The organism is Bradyrhizobium sp. LA6.8, from assembly GCF_040547935.1.
Classification (GTDB): domain Bacteria; phylum Pseudomonadota; class Alphaproteobacteria; order Rhizobiales; family Xanthobacteraceae; genus Bradyrhizobium; species Bradyrhizobium barranii.
Genome location: NZ_JBEPQQ010000019.1, coordinates 50,555 through 67,984 on the forward strand (window position 1 = coordinate 50,555; position 17,430 = coordinate 67,984).

General features: G+C 61.8%; 18 protein-coding genes and 4 pseudogenes. 15 read left to right on the forward strand and 7 right to left on the reverse strand.

Annotation, left to right across the window (positions count from 1 at the left end; translation table 11 throughout):
• Positions 1-239: 239 nt before the first annotated feature.
• Positions 240-766 (reverse strand): annotated as a pseudogene (locus ABIA90_RS45120) (transposase); the annotation flags it as partial.
• A 169-nt stretch (positions 767-935) separates the two neighbouring features.
• On the opposite strand from ABIA90_RS45120, the gene ABIA90_RS45125 reads away from it, so the two are divergent.
• The 5 genes from ABIA90_RS45125 (at position 936) to ABIA90_RS45145 (ending at position 3,501) form a co-directional block, all read left to right on the forward strand.
• Positions 936-1,469: a hypothetical protein gene (locus ABIA90_RS45125; protein ID WP_354122257.1), complete on the forward strand. Its 534-nt coding sequence runs from the start codon at positions 936-938 to the stop codon at positions 1,467-1,469.
• Between the two features lie 47 nt (positions 1,470-1,516).
• Positions 1,517-1,675 (forward strand): hypothetical protein, encoded by a 159-nt coding sequence (locus tag ABIA90_RS45130; RefSeq protein WP_354122256.1) that lies wholly within the window; start codon positions 1,517-1,519, stop codon positions 1,673-1,675.
• 232 nt (positions 1,676-1,907) lie between these two features.
• Complete coding sequence (locus ABIA90_RS45135; protein ID WP_354122255.1) at positions 1,908-2,369, forward strand: hypothetical protein; 462 nt, start codon at positions 1,908-1,910, stop codon at positions 2,367-2,369.
• Positions 2,370-2,659: 290 nt separating this feature from the next.
• A complete protein-coding gene (locus ABIA90_RS45140; protein ID WP_354122254.1) occupies positions 2,660-2,845 on the forward strand; it encodes a hypothetical protein in 186 nt (61 codons plus the stop codon).
• A 122-nt stretch (positions 2,846-2,967) separates the two neighbouring features.
• A complete protein-coding gene (locus ABIA90_RS45145; RefSeq protein ID WP_354122253.1) occupies positions 2,968-3,501 on the forward strand; it encodes a cytochrome b in 534 nt (177 codons plus the stop codon).
• A gap of 353 nt (positions 3,502-3,854) precedes the next feature.
• On the opposite strand, the gene hemC is transcribed toward ABIA90_RS45145, so the two are convergent.
• The 4 genes from hemC to ABIA90_RS45165 all read right to left on the reverse strand — a co-directional run bounded on the left by hemC (position 3,855) and on the right by ABIA90_RS45165 (position 7,470).
• Positions 3,855-4,832 carry a hydroxymethylbilane synthase gene (hemC, locus tag ABIA90_RS45150; RefSeq protein ID WP_354122252.1) on the reverse strand — a complete coding sequence of 326 codons (978 nt, stop codon included), beginning with the start codon at positions 4,830-4,832 and terminating at the stop codon, positions 3,855-3,857.
• Positions 4,833-4,918: 86 nt separating this feature from the next.
• Positions 4,919-6,283, reverse strand: a complete 1,365-nt coding sequence (locus ABIA90_RS45155) for an MFS transporter (RefSeq protein WP_354122251.1) — start codon at positions 6,281-6,283, stop codon at positions 4,919-4,921.
• Between the two features lie 99 nt (positions 6,284-6,382).
• Complete coding sequence (locus tag ABIA90_RS45160) at positions 6,383-6,892, reverse strand: redoxin domain-containing protein (protein ID WP_354122300.1); 510 nt, start codon at positions 6,890-6,892, stop codon at positions 6,383-6,385.
• A gap of 116 nt (positions 6,893-7,008) precedes the next feature.
• Positions 7,009-7,470, reverse strand: coding sequence for an SDR family NAD(P)-dependent oxidoreductase (locus tag ABIA90_RS45165; protein WP_354122250.1), 462 nt, complete (start codon positions 7,468-7,470; stop codon positions 7,009-7,011).
• A gap of 936 nt (positions 7,471-8,406) precedes the next feature.
• On the opposite strand from ABIA90_RS45165, the gene ABIA90_RS45170 reads away from it, so the two are divergent.
• From ABIA90_RS45170 to ccoS, 9 genes are all read left to right on the forward strand, one after another.
• Complete coding sequence (locus tag ABIA90_RS45170) at positions 8,407-8,772, forward strand: c-type cytochrome (RefSeq protein ID WP_354122249.1); 366 nt, start codon at positions 8,407-8,409, stop codon at positions 8,770-8,772.
• A 93-nt stretch (positions 8,773-8,865) separates the two neighbouring features.
• A complete protein-coding gene (ccoN, locus tag ABIA90_RS45175; protein ID WP_354122299.1) occupies positions 8,866-10,524 on the forward strand; it encodes a cytochrome-c oxidase, cbb3-type subunit I in 1,659 nt (552 codons plus the stop codon).
• 5 nt (positions 10,525-10,529) lie between these two features.
• Complete coding sequence (gene ccoO / locus ABIA90_RS45180; RefSeq protein ID WP_354122248.1) at positions 10,530-11,261, forward strand: cytochrome-c oxidase, cbb3-type subunit II; 732 nt, start codon at positions 10,530-10,532, stop codon at positions 11,259-11,261.
• A 2-nt stretch (positions 11,262-11,263) separates the two neighbouring features.
• A complete protein-coding gene (locus ABIA90_RS45185) occupies positions 11,264-11,434 on the forward strand; it encodes a cbb3-type cytochrome oxidase subunit 3 (RefSeq protein ID WP_354122247.1) in 171 nt (56 codons plus the stop codon).
• A complete protein-coding gene (gene ccoP, locus ABIA90_RS45190) occupies positions 11,425-12,306 on the forward strand; it encodes a cytochrome-c oxidase, cbb3-type subunit III (RefSeq protein ID WP_354122246.1) in 882 nt (293 codons plus the stop codon). Before ABIA90_RS45185 ends, ccoP begins: the two co-directional genes overlap by 10 nt.
• Positions 12,303-12,548 carry a hypothetical protein gene (locus ABIA90_RS45195; protein ID WP_354122245.1) on the forward strand — a complete coding sequence of 82 codons (246 nt, stop codon included), beginning with the start codon at positions 12,303-12,305 and terminating at the stop codon, positions 12,546-12,548. The genes ccoP and ABIA90_RS45195 overlap by 4 nt, the downstream gene beginning before the upstream one ends.
• Before the next feature lie 5 nt (positions 12,549-12,553).
• Positions 12,554-13,351: a DUF2189 domain-containing protein gene (locus tag ABIA90_RS45200; protein WP_354122244.1), complete on the forward strand. Its 798-nt coding sequence runs from the start codon at positions 12,554-12,556 to the stop codon at positions 13,349-13,351.
• Positions 13,352-13,399: 48 nt separating this feature from the next.
• Entirely contained in the window at positions 13,400-15,679 is a 2,280-nt protein-coding gene (locus ABIA90_RS45205; RefSeq protein ID WP_354122243.1) for a cation-translocating P-type ATPase, read from the forward strand.
• A complete protein-coding gene (ccoS, locus tag ABIA90_RS45210; RefSeq protein ID WP_354122242.1) occupies positions 15,676-15,870 on the forward strand; it encodes a cbb3-type cytochrome oxidase assembly protein CcoS in 195 nt (64 codons plus the stop codon). The genes ABIA90_RS45205 and ccoS overlap by 4 nt, the downstream gene beginning before the upstream one ends.
• Here the strand turns inward: ccoS and ABIA90_RS45215 are convergent.
• Positions 15,867-16,112, reverse strand: a pseudogene (locus tag ABIA90_RS45215) (integrase core domain-containing protein); the annotation flags it as partial. The gene ccoS and the pseudogene ABIA90_RS45215 overlap by 4 nt on opposite strands.
• Positions 16,113-16,160: 48 nt before the next feature.
• Between ABIA90_RS45215 and ABIA90_RS45220 the strand changes: the two are divergent.
• Positions 16,161-16,392: pseudogene (locus ABIA90_RS45220) on the forward strand (hypothetical protein); the annotation flags it as partial.
• A 567-nt stretch (positions 16,393-16,959) separates the two neighbouring features.
• On the opposite strand, the pseudogene ABIA90_RS45225 reads toward ABIA90_RS45220, so the two are convergent.
• Positions 16,960-17,262: pseudogene (locus ABIA90_RS45225) on the reverse strand (baeRF12 domain-containing protein); the annotation flags it as partial.
• Positions 17,263-17,430: the final 168 nt, after the last annotated feature.

The following is a 17,430-nucleotide window of genomic DNA, read 5'->3' on the forward strand; positions in this document are numbered from 1 at the left end:
CTCATCGTCGAGATCGAAAGCACACCGTGTCACAGATCGTTCCCACGAAGTCACTTGGCGTGGCACGAACAGGGGTGCTGGCCATCAAAACGGTTGTGGATCGGCTGTGCGAAGGAACGCCCGGCGCAGTGTGGCAGCTGAACAATCACCCAGCACAGCGAGGTAGCGGCCGCGCGCGATCTTCTCGAACGCCTGGCTGTCTTCTGCAGCCCACGCAGCGATCGCGCCGGTCGTGCAGCCGCGCGGCTGGCGCTCTTCGGATCACGATCCTTATGCCAGTCCTGACCCGCGATCGAGCGTTGCTTGTTGGCGTCAGCCTGGATCAGGCTCGCATCGACTGCAAAGCCTTCGCCACCAACCAGACCGGCCGCGATGCACGCCTCGACGACCCGCTCGAATACGCGGCGGAAAACATCCCCCTCGCGGAAGCGCTCGTTGCGGGCACGTGAGAACGCCGAATGATCCGGGATATCATCCTCGATGCCAACCAGAAACAGCGATATGCAAGGTTCACCTGCACCTCACGGCAGATCAGCCGCTCCGAACGGATCGCAAAGACATACCCAACGACCAGCATCCGGATCATCAGCTCCGGATCAATCGACGGACGAACCTATCGACGAATAATGAGGTGCAAGTTCGCTGCGAGGCCAGGACAGATCGAGGGCGGTGTCGATCTTCCGTACCAAATGATCTTGGGTACCGCGTCACCAAGATGAAACTCGTAGAACAGCTGACCTTGGTCACTCTTCTGACGGTCCATCATGGATCGACCTCGCTGAGATTCGCGTCAACACAACGGAATCACGCTCCGCGGTCAGCCTCAACCGACTTTTGCAACACAATCGGCCAAGAGGCGACGTAACGCGTCCGGGTCAGCTCGGATCGAGTGGCGGGTCGGGGGACTTGGCTTCGTGCCACCACCAGAGCTGAGTGTGCAAGAACAGCTTGGTCGTTACCCACGTAACGCAATTCCGGATTTTCGAACGTTTTCTGTAGGCATCCTGCCCCATCTGCAAAATGGCGATGCCTTTCCCTCTCTTACCTCGGTCCGGCATCCCATCGGCGACGTGGCGCGACAAATCCACCATAGGAGCGGCGTCATGGTCAAGGACTGCAGCGCGTTGGCACGCGCAACCTCGATTGGTCCAAGCGCGGTAACGGGTTTAGAAGTTTCTGCAGATACGGCTGGTGGCAATCCTCGCTACGGCATCACGCTGCGCGGCGGCAATAACGACCTTCTATCGACTCTATGGCGAGAGGTGATTTCCCTCGCCGGCGTTGCAAGGTCATTCTCGTCGGGTAGTGGACAGTCATCCTTTACACGAACAGGAGCCATCATGAAGATCCAAGTCTGCAGCCTCGCGATTGGGCTCGCAATTGCTGTTCCTATCGCAGTGGCCGCCACGGCCAAATCGTCTGCTGCGCCATCAATGGCGCGTCGATCAAGGCGGCGGCACCAGCCGTGACGACGGACGTGCGCTATCGTGTGCGGCGGGATCGGGGGACACGCGGCGTGCAACGCACGCCGAATGACTATCCCTACCCTTCGTACTGGGGCTATTCCACCTATAATTCGTACTGGGGCTATCCGACCTATAATTCATATTGGCGCTATCCGACCTATTACTATCCCGACTCCTCTTCCGGCTGGGGTGACTACAACGGGTGGTGACACCAAAGCTTGGCAGCGTGCGGTTCCCTCGAGCCGCCGCTAGCCAACATGTATTTGAGAGATTTTAGCGTTCCTCGGTCATGCGCTCGTCGCTCTTGGGTTACGAGCGATAAAGTTCAGATTGATCGCGATCTGTCCGCTTGGCCGTTGGAAGCTGACATCTCTGCCTTTAGTACGCGCCCTGGTCACAAAGCTCAGTATCAGCCCTCTACACAACTGAACAGGCAATCCAATGCCCATCCTGAAGAACAATAAGCAAGAACTGTTCGCTCATCCCGACTACAACTGTGCAAGATGGCGCCACCGTCACGGAAAGCCCGGACGGCTAGGTTTCGATCGATCTTTCACGTCGGGCCACTGGCCGTCCGTCGTCGATGACAAGTTCTATGCGAACTTGGCTGCGAAGATGGATGAAGGCGAGCTGAACACCATTGCGAGCGAATTGCTCGAAGGTATCAGGCGCGATGACGAGTCCCGCCGCGAGCATTTGGAGATGTTTCCCGAGGGCTTCAAGCTGCTCGGGCTGGTGATAGAGACTGCCACCACAACGTCGGTTTCATCCTCTGCGCCGCTGGAAGGCATGTCGACGGTCCGCCATCCGCTGTTGCTCGAAGCGTGCTCGCTGTTCCAGGCGAATGCCATGGGCGAGATGCTGCCGGCGGCCGGTGCCGTGAAGGTTCGCGATGATCGGTAGCAGAAGCCGAATGGCGCCGACATGATGGGCCACAATGACGGTCCCGCGCTCGTTGGCACCAACCCGTTCTCCACTCCGCTGGCGCCGCAAGCGCCGGCACAAGCTACGCCGGGAATCCCCACCCTCCGCCCGGCGTCGGCGCTCCCGGCGGCAGTCCCCCCGCGTCCTCCCGCTGCCGCCGGGATGGGCCCTCTGCGACCGCCGATTGCCCGGCCTGCCCCGACGATGGGTGCGCCTGCCGCTCCTGGCCCTATGCCCGGTGCTCGGCCGGGCGCCTCCTGGCGCCGCCCATGCAGGCAACGCCCGTCATTCCGGAGGAGGAGCAAGAGCGCGACGCGATCGAGGACGCGCTTGAAAAGGACATGAACCACTATTTGATCTTTTTGGCGAATGCCCCCAATCTCCGCAGCCGCTGCGATGATCATCTCCCTCTTGCAGTCCGGGTTGAAGGTACCGGACGCTCGGACGCCGATTGAGGACACTTGGGCAATGGGTTCGTCATAAGGTAAAGTTAGGCGCCGGGGGAAGCACTCAAATCTCTAGCTACGCGCCGCCGCTGTTCGTCAACTGCGGCGGGCTCAAGATCGGAGTAATCGGTTTGCGCAGCACTTCCTCTCGCTACGGCGCCGGCGCCCAGGCGTTCCATTGGCTGACCGTCATGCTGGTTCTCGCCGCCTATGTGCTGAGCAAGGGCGACCCCGCTTCGCTCTATTCCGCCGGCGCGGACGGGCTCCGCAGGATTCACGAGACGCTCGGGGTGCTCGTCTTCATTATCGTCGTGCTCCGGCTTCTATGGCGGCTGATCGACAGCACGCCCGCGAAGCAGCCGATGCCGCGATGGATGGCTGCGGCCGCGAAGCTCGTCCAGTTTGCGCTTTATGCGCTCCTCATCGCGATTCCAGCAACAGGGGTGCTCGGTACCTGGCTCGTGGGGATTCCCGTCACCCTTCCCGGATTCGACATCGCCCCCCAGATCGCGAAGGCGCGTGGACTAGGGCAGCTGATCATGGAAATACACGCCACCCTCGGCAACGCCATCCTCTGCGTTGCAGGCGTGCATGCAGCTGCGGCTCTCTTCCACCACTTCTATCTGCGCGACGAAGTCTTTCAGTCGATGGCTCCGGGCGGATGAATGATTAGTCCGAGCTATTGCGGCGAGGCGTTTTCCCTCTGAATCCGCCGAGGTGGCCCGGCAGAATGACTCGGTCTCATGTCGCGCTGCCCTTCAAGGAACGGTAGTTCCTTGGGACGGCTCGCCGCCACAAGCCCGCTATTGGTCTTGCCGACGGTGCAGCCCATGCCACCTTGCGCGCCGCGCGTGCGGTCTGCAATCTCGCCGCCCGCAACTGGCCCCGCTTCTTGCTGCGGTCCGAGCGGAGAAGCCCTCCCATGCCGCTTTGTTGCGCTCGAACAGTGAGACTTTGGCGTGCTGTCCCCGAAAGCTCTGGATTGCTTCGTCGCTTCGTTCCCCGCAATGACGCTCTATCACACCGGCCGGCCGCGCTCGATGATCTCGGCAGCGCCTCTGGCGAGCAGCTCCATTCCCACTGCGCGGCCGAGTTCGCGCGGGTGGCTTGCTCGACCAACACGCGAGGCCTCGATGATCCGACCGCCCGCATGATCGAGCACGGATGCGGCGAGCTGCATCTCCGTGCCCATGACTTCCGCAAATCCCGCGATCGGCGAGTTACAATGGCCGTTGAGCACCCACAGCGCCTCGCGCTCGGCGTTGGCGCACGCGTGGGTGGTAGCGTCGTCGATCGCTGACAGAATACGGCGCGTCTCGAAATCGCGCGCGGCGCATTCGACTGCGACGATCCCTTGCCCCACTGCCGGCAGCATCTCGGCAATCGAAAATTCGTACGCGATCCGGCTCGTAAGCCCGACGCGCTCGAGGCCTGAGCGCGCCATGATCAACGCATCCGCGGGCCCCACCGCATCGCCATTTGGCAACTTCTGCTTTGCGCCCCAGTCAAGTTTGCGCACGCGGCTGTCGGCGGCGCCGCGGAAATGGATGACCTCGACCTCCGGAAACAGCCGCCGCACATAGGCCGCGCGGCGGACAGAGTTGGTGCCGATCTCGAATCCTTTGCCACGCGTGCGTTTGAGCTCTTCGACCGAGGTGCCCGGCCGTAGCACCAGGACGTCGCCGGGCGGATCGCGCGAGAGCGTCGCGCCGATCACAAGACCGGGCGTGTCCTCATTGCCCGGCACGTCCTTAAGCGAATGCATCGCGGCATGGAGCCTTCCGTTAAGCACCGCCTCGCGAATCTGCGCCACGAAGGCCCCACCTTTGCCGCCATGCGGCAAGAGCTTGCCAACTTGGTCGATGTCGCCCGTGGTCTCGAACTTGACGATTTCGACCTCGGTGCCGATGGCATTCAAGCGCCGCGCGATCTCCTCAGTCTGGGCGATCGCCATTGCGCTTTTGCGCGTGCCGATCCGCAATCGATCCGATGCCATACGTATTCCATTCAAGGCCGCGTCACTTCGGTGAATGGTGTCTGCCAGGCTTAGGAAATATCGAATCTGGTTGAATTCCATGCTTTCTAAGCCCCTCCCGAGCCGCCCGCTTTCGCCGCGGCCGGCGTCGGGATTATCGCAGCTGTAAGGGCGCCGCCGATCGAGGTCGCAGCGGCTACGGCGAGACCCACCTCGTAGCCGGACTCGAAAGACGCGACACCGGCGGCCAGTGCGACCCCGGCAAGCTGCGCAATTCGGCTCGTCGCATTGTTGATGCCGGAGGCGAGCCCTTCGTCCGTCTGGTCAACGCTCGACATGACGGACGCGGTGAGCGGTGCCACAAGCACGGCGAAGGACAGGCCAAGCAACGTCATGGGTACGATCACGCCGAGCATCAAAGATTCTTCATGAGCGAGCGCCATCCAGACATAGGCGAGTGCCGCACCTGCCGGTCCCGCGATGAGCATGGCCCGCGCGCCAATCTTGTCCGCCAACCCGCCGAACACGCCCGACAGGAGTCCGACGGCGAGCGTGAAGGGCAGGAATGCCATTCCGGCATCGGTCAACGACAGGACGCGACGATCGACGAGGTCAAAGGGTAGCAGAAAGAACATGATCGAAACCCCCGCATAGACCATCAGGGTCGCGACGTTCAGCCCAAGGAAGGCGCGGTTCTCCACGAGGCGAGGTGGCGTCATCGGGTGTTCGCTTCTGCCCTCCCAAAAAACGTAGACGGCGAGCCCGACAATGCCAAGCCCAGCGACGATCGTGAGCACCGTGCCCATCTGGGCGGGAGCGTCCGCGGCGGCCCCAGTTTGACTAGGGCCGATCTGGCTGAGCGCCCAGGCGAGCGCCCCAATCGCCGAAGCGAGGATCGCGGCGCCAATCACGTCGAACCTGCGCCGGATGCGGCCATCTTTGGGCGCGAAGACCAGCAGAATTCCCACTGCGACGAGCGCGAGCGGCGGGTTGATCCAGAACACGGACGGCCAGCCGAAAGTCTCGGTCAGCCAGCCGCCCAAGACCGGACCGCCAGCCGTGGTCAGAGCCGATGCCGCCGCCCATACGCCGATCGCCCGGTTCCGCTCCGCGCGCGGATAGGTGGCCCCGATCAAGGCGAGGCTGGCAGGGGTGACGACGGCTGCGGCCGCTCCCTGCACGACGCGGGCAGCGATCAGCCACGCGGGCGAAGGCGCCAGCGCGCAAGCCGCAGACGCGAGACCGAACAAGACGCAGCCGAGCGCGAGCATGCGCGCCTTGCCATAAACATCCGCGAGCGCGCCGCCGATCAATGTCAGCGAGGCGAGCGCCAGCATATACCCGTTGAGAACCCATTGAACGGAGGCGAGGTCCGTAGCGAAATCAGCGCGCAATCTGGGTAACGCAACGAGCAGCGCTGTCCCATCGATGAACGCCATCGACGACGCAAGCACGCAGGCGGCGAGCACCATGCATCGACGCCGAGGCGGCGCTTCCCGCCCGAGCTCTCGCGGGCAGGGTTGTGCATCGATAACGCCGCGGCTGCACGGATCTACAAACGGCTGCGCCATTCATCGACCTCCCCGCCAATCTGCCACTGTTTCCTCGGTTCTTTGCCGAAGATATGACGTGCGGACCAGACCCAGCACATCGTCAGGAATCAGAGGGCCGATCGCGCCGATCGAATAGACCGCCGTTACGATCGGTCCTTCGAGAATGAGGACAAAGCCGGTTGCCTGGAGATAGACGGGCGCGTCAATGACGAAAGCGCCGGTGAACGCGGAAACCGCTCGTGCATCGGCGCCGTAGGCGACCGGGGAACCGCGCTTGCGCTTTTCGACGAGCGCCTCCAACTTTTCCCGATCGTCCACCGATACCGAGACGATCTTGAAGTCTTCCCCGCCGAATTTGTCCGCCGCTCGCGCAAAAGCGGTAAGCTGGGCGTTGCAGAAACTACACCAGAAAGCGCGATGAAACAGGATCACACCGAACCCACCGGTCAGATCGCCAGGCGAATGCATTTCGCCACCACCGACGCGGGCAAAAGTAAGAGAGGGAAAGACATCGCCATTTTGCAGCATCAAAATTGCACTCCATGCTTGAACTGTCTGGCGCTCAAAGCGCCGAACGATCTTTTACCGCTTCCTCTAGCGCCGGCTTCAAACCGAGCAAGCGCTCGTCGACCGCAGCCGGGGTTCTAGCGATTGGGCGCGATCATCTGAGCCGGGGCCTGACCGCTAGGGACCACCTCGAACGCCCCGGTTTCGATGCCTTCCGCGATGGCGTCGGCAACGGCGGAGGCCGGTTCGCGCGTAAAGCCAGGTTCGGGCCCGGCGCGGTTTGACCTCATCATCGGAGTCCGTCCCAACGGGCTAGAGATGGTCAGGACATGGATGCCCTCCTTTTTCAACTCGCGTCGCGGCGCTTCGCCAAAATAGGCAAGCCCAGCCGTCACCGTGGCATAGGTCTCGTAGAACGGTGCGCCGACCAGCGCGATATCGGAGGAAACATTCACCATCATGGCGTCGCTGCTGTTGCGGAGCACTGGCGGCGCGGCCCGCGTCAGCAGGATCGGTGCGGTCACGTCGATCATGGCCTGCAGCTCGGCTTCGTCCGAGTTCTCGCGACGACCGACCCGCACCGCGCCGGCGTTGTTCACAAGGACATCAAGGCCGCCGACAGCGGCAAGAGCCTATTCGAGAATCGCGGCGCAGCCTTCGGCGGTCGCGACATCAGACGCCATGCCGTGGATCTCGGCGCTCCTGGTTTGCATCGGTCGAACGGCTTTGGCGACGACTTCCCGGCGGCGTCCTCTGATCGCGACTTTCGCTCCCTTCGCCAATTACTGGGACCTCAACCCTCCTCACGAACAGGGCGAGATGACTCTCAACCGATGATAGATGGCGGACGGCGGTCCGGTTCCTCCAATACACCGGCAGTGCCCGCAAGAACGGCAATCACATCCGGGAATAAGGTAACTTCGCTGATCCCACCTCGAGAGGCGGGACGACTTCAATTACGTCATTGCTTTGCATATCCAGCCTCCCGGCGCTTCTCAATCCGGCATCGCGTGTCGGTCGCTACACTGAAAGTTTCGGTACGACGATGCTTTGGAGAATGACTTTGCAACGCCGGCGAGGGAAATCACCTCTCGCCATAGAGTCGATAGACGATCGTTATTGCCGCTCGCCGTGCGGCGTGATGCCGTTTCGAGGAGTGCCACGAGCCGCATAGCACCTCGAAACCGACGTCCTTGTTCCGCAAAAACGCCCAAGCTGCGTTCAGTCGCTGTACGGGATCGATGCGACGCCTCACCGTGAAATTTTCGCCAACAGCTCCGTCAACGGCCCGCTCGCCGCGCCACGTGATGCTGTAGGGAGGAATGCCACCAGCCGCATAGCACCTCGAACCGACGCTTTCTATTCTACAGAGACCTCTAAGACCGTTCAGTGAGAAGCATATGTTTGTACTGCACCGTCTATTTTTGGGCGCAACGTCGATGGCATCGATTCCATAGCCACAGGTCATTGGACCGTCGAGTTTCGCCGTCCTATTTTTCGACACCGGTGATCCCGATCTAAAAAAGGATGTTCCGATGAAAGACGGAGTGCTTATCGCGGTGCTCATACTTACAGGAGTAACCGCGAATCCCACCTACGCACAGGACGCCGAGCACGGAAAAACCATCTTCAAAGCTTGCGCAGCATGCCATGCGACGGATCACGCCAATCGCGTTGGGCCGGGCCTGGAAGGAATCATCGGCAGGAAGGCGGGTACGGCTCCCGGCTTCAGCTACAGTAGCGCGATGAAGCAGTCTGGCATTGTCTGGGATGCGAAGATCCTCGATGCGTATCTGGAATCGCCACAGAAGACGGTTCCCGGAAATAGGATGACCTACACAGGGCTGAAGAACCCGACGGACCGGACGGACCTCGTTAATTATCTTGCTACGTTGAAGTAGCGACTCGTTGAACGAGGCGTCAGCAAGATATCATCGAAAAACTACCGAGGAACCTGCATGACAGGTGCGGACAACACGCCGGGCAGCAAGACAATGATCGGACAACTGACCAAGGCTGAACGTCAGTACGCGCTATTGATCCTGCTCGGGCTTGCACTGTGCGGATTGATACTTGGCATAGCAGGCAAGGACGATCCGCTTGGCATTCACGGTGCGCTCATCGGAGTCGCGGCGCTTGCTGGGATATTCAAAGTCATTTCGGTCTACTACGATCCTGAACCCGGCGACGAACGCCTCAACCGCTATTACGACGATCCGACGAAATTCGGCATCGTTCTCGCCATGGTCTGGGCTGTGTTCGGCCTCTTCATCGGCGACTGGGTGGCGTGGCTCCTGGTGAAGCCCGACCTCACTTTTGATGCCGGCTGGGCCAGCTTCGGACGGCTGCGCCCCGTTCATACCACCAGCGTGCTTTTCGGCTTCGGCGGCAATGCGCTGATCACAACTTCGTTCTACGTGCTGCAGCGGACGTCGCGCGCCCGCCTGCCCGACCAGTTGAGTCCGTGGTTCGTGCTGCTCGGCTACAACCTGTTCTGCATCCTCGCCGTCACCGGCTACGTGATGGGCATCACCCAGTCCAAGGAATACGCCGAGCCTGAATGGTACGCCGATTTCTGGCTGGTCATCGTCTGGGTGGTCTATTTCGGGATCTATCTGCGCACGCTCGCACGGCGCAAGGAGCCGCACATCTACGTGGCCAACTGGTACTATATGGCCTTCATCCTGGTTATCGCGATGCTGCACATCGTCAACAACCTCGCCGTCCCCGTCTCCTTCGGCAGCGCCAAAAGCTACTCGCTGTTCTCCGGCGTGCAGGATGCCATGACCCAATGGTGGTACGGTCACAACGCCGTCGCCTTCTTCCTCACCGCCGGCTTCCTCGGCATGATGTACTACTTCCTGCCGGTACGCGCCGGACGGCCGATCTATTCCTACCGGATGTCGATCATCAGCTTCTGGGGCATAACCTTCTTCTACATGTGGGCGGGCTCGCATCACCTGCACTACACAGCGTTGCCGCAATGGGTGCAGACGCTGGGCATGACGTTCTCGCTGATGCTGTTGATCCCGTCCTGGGCATCGGCCGCCAACGCCCTGCTGACGCTGAACGGCGCGTGGGACAAGGTGCGGGACGATGCGACGCTGCGCTTCATGATGGTGGCCGCTGTGTTCTACGGCATCACCACGTTCGAGGGCTCGTTCCTCGCCATCCGCCCGGTCAATGCGCTCTCCCACTACACCGACTGGACCGTCGGCCACGTCCACGCGGGCGCGCTCGGATGGGTGGCAATGATTACGTTCGGATCGATTTATGCCATCGTGCCGTGGCTCTGGAAACGCGACCGCATGTATTCGCCGCGGCTTGTCGAAGTACATTTCTGGTTCGCCCTGGCCGGCGCCGTTGTTTACGTCTTCGCCATGTGGAATTCCGGCATCATCCAGGGGCTGATGTGGCGGACCTACAATGAGAGCGGCACGCTGGCCTATTCCTTCGTCGACTCGCTTATTGCGATGCGCCCCTACTACATCGCGCGCGCCATCGGCGGCCTGCTGTTCCTGATCGGCGCGATCGTTGGCGCCTACAACATCTGGATGACGATCAGGACCGGAAGCCCTGAGGTGCATGAATCCGCGATCGACATGCCATCGCCTGTCCTCGGCGACACGACTGTCCTTCAACCGGGAGAGTAAGCCGCATGTTCGGATTGCACTATCGGCTGGAACGCAAGGCCATTGGCCTCACCCTCGGCATCATCCTTGTGGCCAGCATCGGCGGCATCGTGGAAATCGCGCCGCTCTTCACCATCCACCACACGGTGGAAGATGCGCCCGACATGCGTGTCTACACGCCGCTCGAACTGGCGGGCCGAAACATCTACATCCGCGAAGGCTGCTACGCCTGTCACTCGCAGATGGTCCGCACGCTGCGCGATGAGGTCGAACGCTACGGCCCTTACTCGCTCGCGGTTGAATCTAAATACGACCATCCGATGCTGTGGGGGTCAAAGCGCACGGGACCGGATCTCGCGCGCATTGGCGGCAAGTATTCCGACGAATGGCACGTCGCCCACCTCAACAACCCGCGTGATGTGCTTCCAGTCTCCGTCATGCCTGCGTACTCGTGGCTGCTGCGCACGACGCTGCGCACCGATGATCTCAACGCGCACTTGAAAGCCCAACGCGCCGTCGGCGTGCCCTACACCGACGACATGATTGCGAACGCGAGCAAGGACGCCTACGGCCAGGCTGCACCGGATTCGCCGTATGCCGATGGCGTGACCCAACGCTACGGCAAAGCTACCAATGTCCGCGTGTTCGACGGCAAGCCCGGCGATCTCACCGAGATGGACGCACTGGTCGCCTATCTCCAGGTGCTCGGCCACCTGACCGACGCGGCGCACAAATCCGTCGCGAACGCTACGAGGTGATCATGGATCTCGAACACGGTACGCTGGTCTGGTTCTCGAAATCGTTCGGACTGATTTATCTGATCGCGCTCTCGATCATCACTGTTGTCTATGCCTACTGGCCGTCAAACAAGAAGGCGTTCGATCACGCTGCGAGGTCGGTCCTGCGCAATGAGGATGGGCCATGGCGGTAGAAGAACGCGACCAATACACCGGTTATCTCACCACCGGACACGAGTGGAACGGCATCAAGGAATTGAACACGCCGGTTCCCCGCGCGGTTTACTTTTTCCTGTTAATCGCTTTTGTCTTTTCGGTCGGCTATTGGGTGTTGATGCCCGCGTGGCCACTCGGCGTCAGCTACACCAAAGGACTGCTCGGCCTCGACCAGCGCAACATTGTGCGGGACTCGCTGAAGCGTGCCGCCCTCGGCCGCAGCGCATGGACCAACCAGATCGAGGCCAAAAGCTATCAGGAGCTTCGGGCCGATCCTGCGCTGATGAACATCGTGCGGCAGACCGGCCACACCCTATTCGGCGACAATTGCGCCATGTGCCATGGACTCAACGCACAAGGCGGCCACGGCTTCCCGAACCTGACCACCACCTCATGGCTGTGGGGCGGCGACCCGGACTCCATTGCCGAGACCATCCGCGTCGGCATCAACTCACCGCATCCCGACAGCCGCACCTCGCAGATGCCGGCCTTTGGCCATGATCAGATCCTTCAGCCACCCGATATTGACAAGGTGGTGGCCTTCGTGCGCTCGCTCTCTGATCCATCCATCGCGAAGACGGCAAAGCCCGGCGATGTGGACGCTGGCAAGGAGATCTTCGCCGCCAATTGCGCCGCATGTCATGGCGAAGACGCTAAGGGCAAGAACGACACGGGCGCACCGAACCTGACCGATAAGTTCTGGATCTATGGCGGCGATGTGAAGACGATCACGAACACACTGTGGAACGGGCGGCAGGGCCACATGCCATCATGGGAAGGCCGCCTGACGCCGCTCGATCGCAAGATCCTCGCGCTCTACCTTTTCGATCAGAGGATGCCCACCCCGTGAGCGGCGCGGCGGCATCGCATGGCGGATGGAAGACCAAGTCCATCGTCTGGCTGTCGGCCGGCCTCGGGCTCATCGTGCTGGCCGCCGCCAATGCGCATCTGCTTTACGTTGCCGTCTCCTCTCAGCCGGATTGCGTCGGTCATCTCCGGCATGGCGAAGGTAACGGCACGACCAGCTTCAGCGCGGCGACCTCGTCGTGTTCATCGGAAACGTCCATGACAACCAAAGCACGGGTGGAGTGATCGACATGACCAAGATCCCGACCGTCGTGCCTCCGCTTCCCACGAAAACTCGCTGGCACCGCTCGCTTGCTCCAGCCGACACGCTCAGTTGGCTTGCTAAGGGTTGGCAGGACCTAACCATTCAACCAATGACGAGCCTCTGCTACGGCCTGCTGATCTTTCTCACGTCGGTCACCATCGTCGGCGGGCTCTTTCGTCTGGGTTGGGACTATATCCTATTTCCGGCGTTCGCGGGCTTCATGGTGGTGGGCCCGGTGCTCGCCGTCGGCCTCTATGAGAAAAGCCGCCGCCTTGCAGCCGGCCTGCCCGTCAATCTCGCGAAGATGATCTTCGTCAGGCCGCGATGCGGCAGACAGATCTTGTTCGTGGGCGTCCTGTTGTGCCTTTTGATGATCACATGGATGCGCGCGGCGGTGATTATCTACGCGTTGTTTTTCGGCCTTGTGCCGTTTCCCGGTCTCGAGCATATCGCACCGATGCTGTTCACCACGCCGGTCGGCTGGGCTATGCTCATTGTCGGCAGCGCTGTCGGCGGACTGTTCGCGGCCTTCTCGTTTGCCATCAGCGCGTTTTCGATTCCCATGATGTTCAACAGGCGCGTTGACGCCCTCACCGCCATGGGCTCAAGTATGGCGCTTGTCTGGAACAACCTGCCCGTGATGCTGACCTGGGGCGCCATTGTGCTTGCACTGTTCCTGCTCTCCCTCGCCAGCGGAATGCTGGGCCTGATCATCTTGTTTCCCGTGCTCGGGCACGGCACATGGCATGCCTATCGCGCGGTGGCGGACGAAGCCGCAATGTAACGACACGCCGCCGGCGGAATGACGGCGACGTGCAGAAACGGAGTGCCGATGAGTTGTTGTGCGCCCGGCGCTGAAATCGGTCTCGCGAAGGCCGATCCCCACACCGCGAATGAGGAAGTGCTGCTCGCAAGCCGCATCATCGGCGACGGCGTCCGCCAGACCGACCTCTCGGTGCCGGGCATTCACTGCGGCGGCTGCATCCAGAAGGTCGAAGCGGCGCTCGGCGCGCTTCCCGGCGTGGAAAAAGCGCGGGTCAATCTCTCCACCAAGCGGGTCACAATCTGCTGGCAGGCGGACAAACCGCCTGCACCCTTCATCGAGACACTCGACAACATCGGTTACGACGCATACCTTCACGATGCGGATGCGGACGCGACCGACGAGACACTGAAAGATTTGATCCGCGCGCTTGCGGTGGCAGGTTTCGCCGCCAGCAACATCATGCTGCTGTCAGTGTCGGTATGGTCCGGTGCGGAAGCCTCGATCCGCAACAATTTTCACTGGATCTCCGCGCTGATCGCCTTCCCTGCGCTGATTTATTCGGGCCGCATATTCTTTTCTTCGGCTTGGCGTGCGTTACGCCATGGCCAGACCAACATGGACGTTCCGATTTCCATCGGCGTGCTGCTTGCCTTCGGCATGAGCCTTTACGAGACGTTCCATCACGAATCGCACGCCTATTTCGACGCCGCAATCTCACTGTTGTTCTTCCTGCTGATCGGCCGCACGCTCGATCACATGATGCGCGCGCGCGCACGAACTGCTGTCCGAGGTTTGGCCCGCCTGTCCTCGCGCGGCGCGCTCGTGGTGCAGGACGACGGCACACACGCCTATCTGCCGGTGAACGAGATCCAGCCGGACATGCACATCCTGCTGGCGGCGGGCGAGCGCGTGCCGGTCGATGCCCGCGTCGAAACCGGACGATCGGAGATCGACAGCGCGCTGCTGTCCGGCGAGAGCCTGCCGCAGCCGGTTGCACCGGGTGCGGTGCTGTCCGCGGGTACGCTGAACCTGACCGGCCCGCTCACCATCGTCGCGACGGCTGCTGCGAAAGATTCATTCCTCGCCGAAATGGTACGGATGATGGAAGCGGCCGAAGCCGGGCGCTCGGTCTACCGGCGCATCGCGGATCGCGCCTCGCGTCTCTATGCGCCGGTCGTGCATCTTACCGCGCTCCTGACATTCATCGGCTGGATGATCGTGGAAGGCGACCTGCATCGCGCGGCAACCGTCGCCATCGCGGTGCTGATCATCACCTGCCCCTGCGCGCTCGGCCTTGCCGTGCCCATGGTGCATGTCGTTGCCGCGCGGCGTCTGTTCGAGAGCGGCGTCATGGTCAAGGACGGCGGCGCGTTGGAGCGCATCGCCGAAGTCGACACCGTAATCTTTGACAAGACCGGAACGCTGACCATGGATCGGCTGCGACTCATGAACCGCGATGACATCGATCCCGCGGCGCTGGCGATCGCCGCTTCGATCGCGGCCCATTCACGCCATCCCTACTCGCGCGCGCTGGCCGCCGCGGGGCGCGAGAAAGCCGTCACGCCCGTGGCGCTAAAAGATCCTTCAGAGCAGCCGGGCGCTGGAATGCAGGCCACCATCGGCACGACGACCTACAGGCTCGGCCGGGCGGACTGGGCGCTGATGGCTGCAGCCGAACAGTCGGCCACCACCGGCGTTGTCCTCTCCGAGAACGGGCAGCAGCGCGCGGCCTTCCGTTTCGACAGCGATCTTCGCCCGGACGTCCGCGAGGCCGTGCTTGCCATGTCCAATCAAGGATGCCGTGTCGAGATCATGTCCGGCGACCGCGACGAGCCAGTGCGCCATCTCGCATCGGATCTCGGACTTCTCCACCGCGCCGGCGTCTCCCCCGCGGACAAAACGAAGTACATCGTTGATCTGACGGAAGCAGGACAGCGCGTGCTGATGGTCGGCGACGGTCTCAACGACACGCCTGCCCTCGCCGCCGCCCATGCATCCATGGCTCCGGCCACCGCCGCCGATGTCGGACGCAATGCCGCCGACCTCGTCTTCCTGCACGACAGTCTTCTCGCCGTGCCGCAGGCCATTGCGGTTGCGCGCAATGCACGGCAGCTGGTGCGCCAGAATCTCATCCTCGCCATCGGCTACAATGCCATTGCAGTGCCCGTTGCGATCCTCGGCCATGTGACACCGCTGGTGGCGGCGGTGGCGATGTCGGCCTCGTCACTGCTCGTGATCGCCAATGCTCTGCGGCTGCATGGCTGGCGCTCGCGCAAGGAGCCCCGCGGGGGCGCGCCCGCCGGCGATGTCTCCAGCCAGGCGCTGTCGATGGAGAAAGCCCGGTGACGGATTACTTCTTCCTGATTCCTGTTGCGCTCGCGCTCGGTGCCATAGCGCTCGGCGCATTCATGTGGTCGCTGCGAAGCGGCCAATATGACGATCTTGCGGGCGCCGCCGAACGTATTCTGTTCGAAAACCGCGATGGGCCCGACGACACAGCCCGGACGCACGGGGACAAGCCGAGTCACCGGAACTAGTTGTTTAGTCCCGATGTTAGGTGGATTGGATCGTATCGGAATCGCTCGGGGTTGTCCGTCCAAGCTTTGCAGATGGCCTCATATGGTGTGAGGCCTCGTAAAGCCTTCAATCGCTTGGCGAAGTTGTAGGCATCGAGGAACGCAGCGAGGTGATCGGGAAGCTGTTGGTGATCCTCGTAGTGATAGCGCCGGACGGTCGCCTCCTTGAGGGTGCGGTTCATTCGCTCGACCTGGCCACCGGTTGTCATTCGGCATGCAGAATTTTTGGACGCCAATTGACAACCGAGGCCTATGTGACATCGCGGCGCGAAGACAAGAAGATCGGGATGCTGTTCGCATACCTAAAGCGCATACTGCGCCTCGACCGGCTCCGGCTGAGAGGCCCGTGCGGTGCTCACGACGAGTCTCTTCTCGCCGCCCGCTCAGAACCTTCGAAAGCCGGCAAAACTGATCTCGATGCCACTCCGATGTCTGTCTGAGCAACAACGAACTCACGCGCGTCGGCGCCCATGCGCTCGCTAACAGCCAACTCGTCGAGATCTTCAACACAATCTGCCAACAAGTGACGGGTTGGGACGTTGAGAAGGCCGGGTTGAACATGCGGTCAACGGGCGAGGCCGCCAACTCCTTCGACGAGTGAGAGCGCGCGGCGCTCAAATGAGTCGAAATCATGAGATGCGGGGCCGAAGCGGTAGTGCCCGATGACGGCTTCGCCTCATGGTCCTTGACTCAGCCACAAGCAAAGGGAGCATATTTGACCATGAGTGATGCGCGAACACGACCCGACGATATCGTAAGCCCCATCACCGACGGGCCGCTGCCGCAATCGAAAGGACGACGCGCAGCTGCCCGCCTTGAGCGCGCGCTCGGCCTGTCGTGTGGCGATCAAGGTAGTCGGTAGCGCATCGCATCCGCGGCGTCGCGCTTACTTGGCTTCGTCGCTGGACGGGAAGCCACCGCAGGAATGCTCTCGCTTTTCCTCATGTCCGGTCTCCGTCAGTCCGCGGTGGTCAGTGACCCCGGGAAAGCATGGTTCAGGTTGGTCGAGAGCAGTAGTCGTCGCCGGCAACTTTGAGCTATTCGAACGGATTATGGCTGGACGGGCTTGCGCCGGCAGTCCTTTCCAGAGGCGCGCCAGCTGTCGGCGATCAATGAGGCGATGTCCTCGAGCGGACGCCGGCTGAAGTCCTTCGCGAACTCGCCTATGGTCTTGCCTCTCAGGTCGCGATGCAAGTGCTTGCGCATCTCCCCCAGGGTCCTGGGGTCGGAGAAAACGACCAGGTGTATTATGATCCCGTCCAGGCTGAGCTTGTTCAGAACGCGGCCGTCGCTGCCGCGAAGTCGTCCTCGTCGAGCCGTCTGCCATCGGGGTTGGCAGAGCCGGTGTGATGGCGCGCTCCCGCGCCTGAGTGGGCGGGCGCAGGCGGAGCCGCCGTGATCTCGACCAAGTGCACCCCAGGTTTCACGCCCTTATTGTGGAACAGGCGGACCGTCTCGCCGTCAGCGACTGCTACTGTCGTGCCGGTAGGTAGGTAGAATCATCGAAAGACCTCCTGTTCG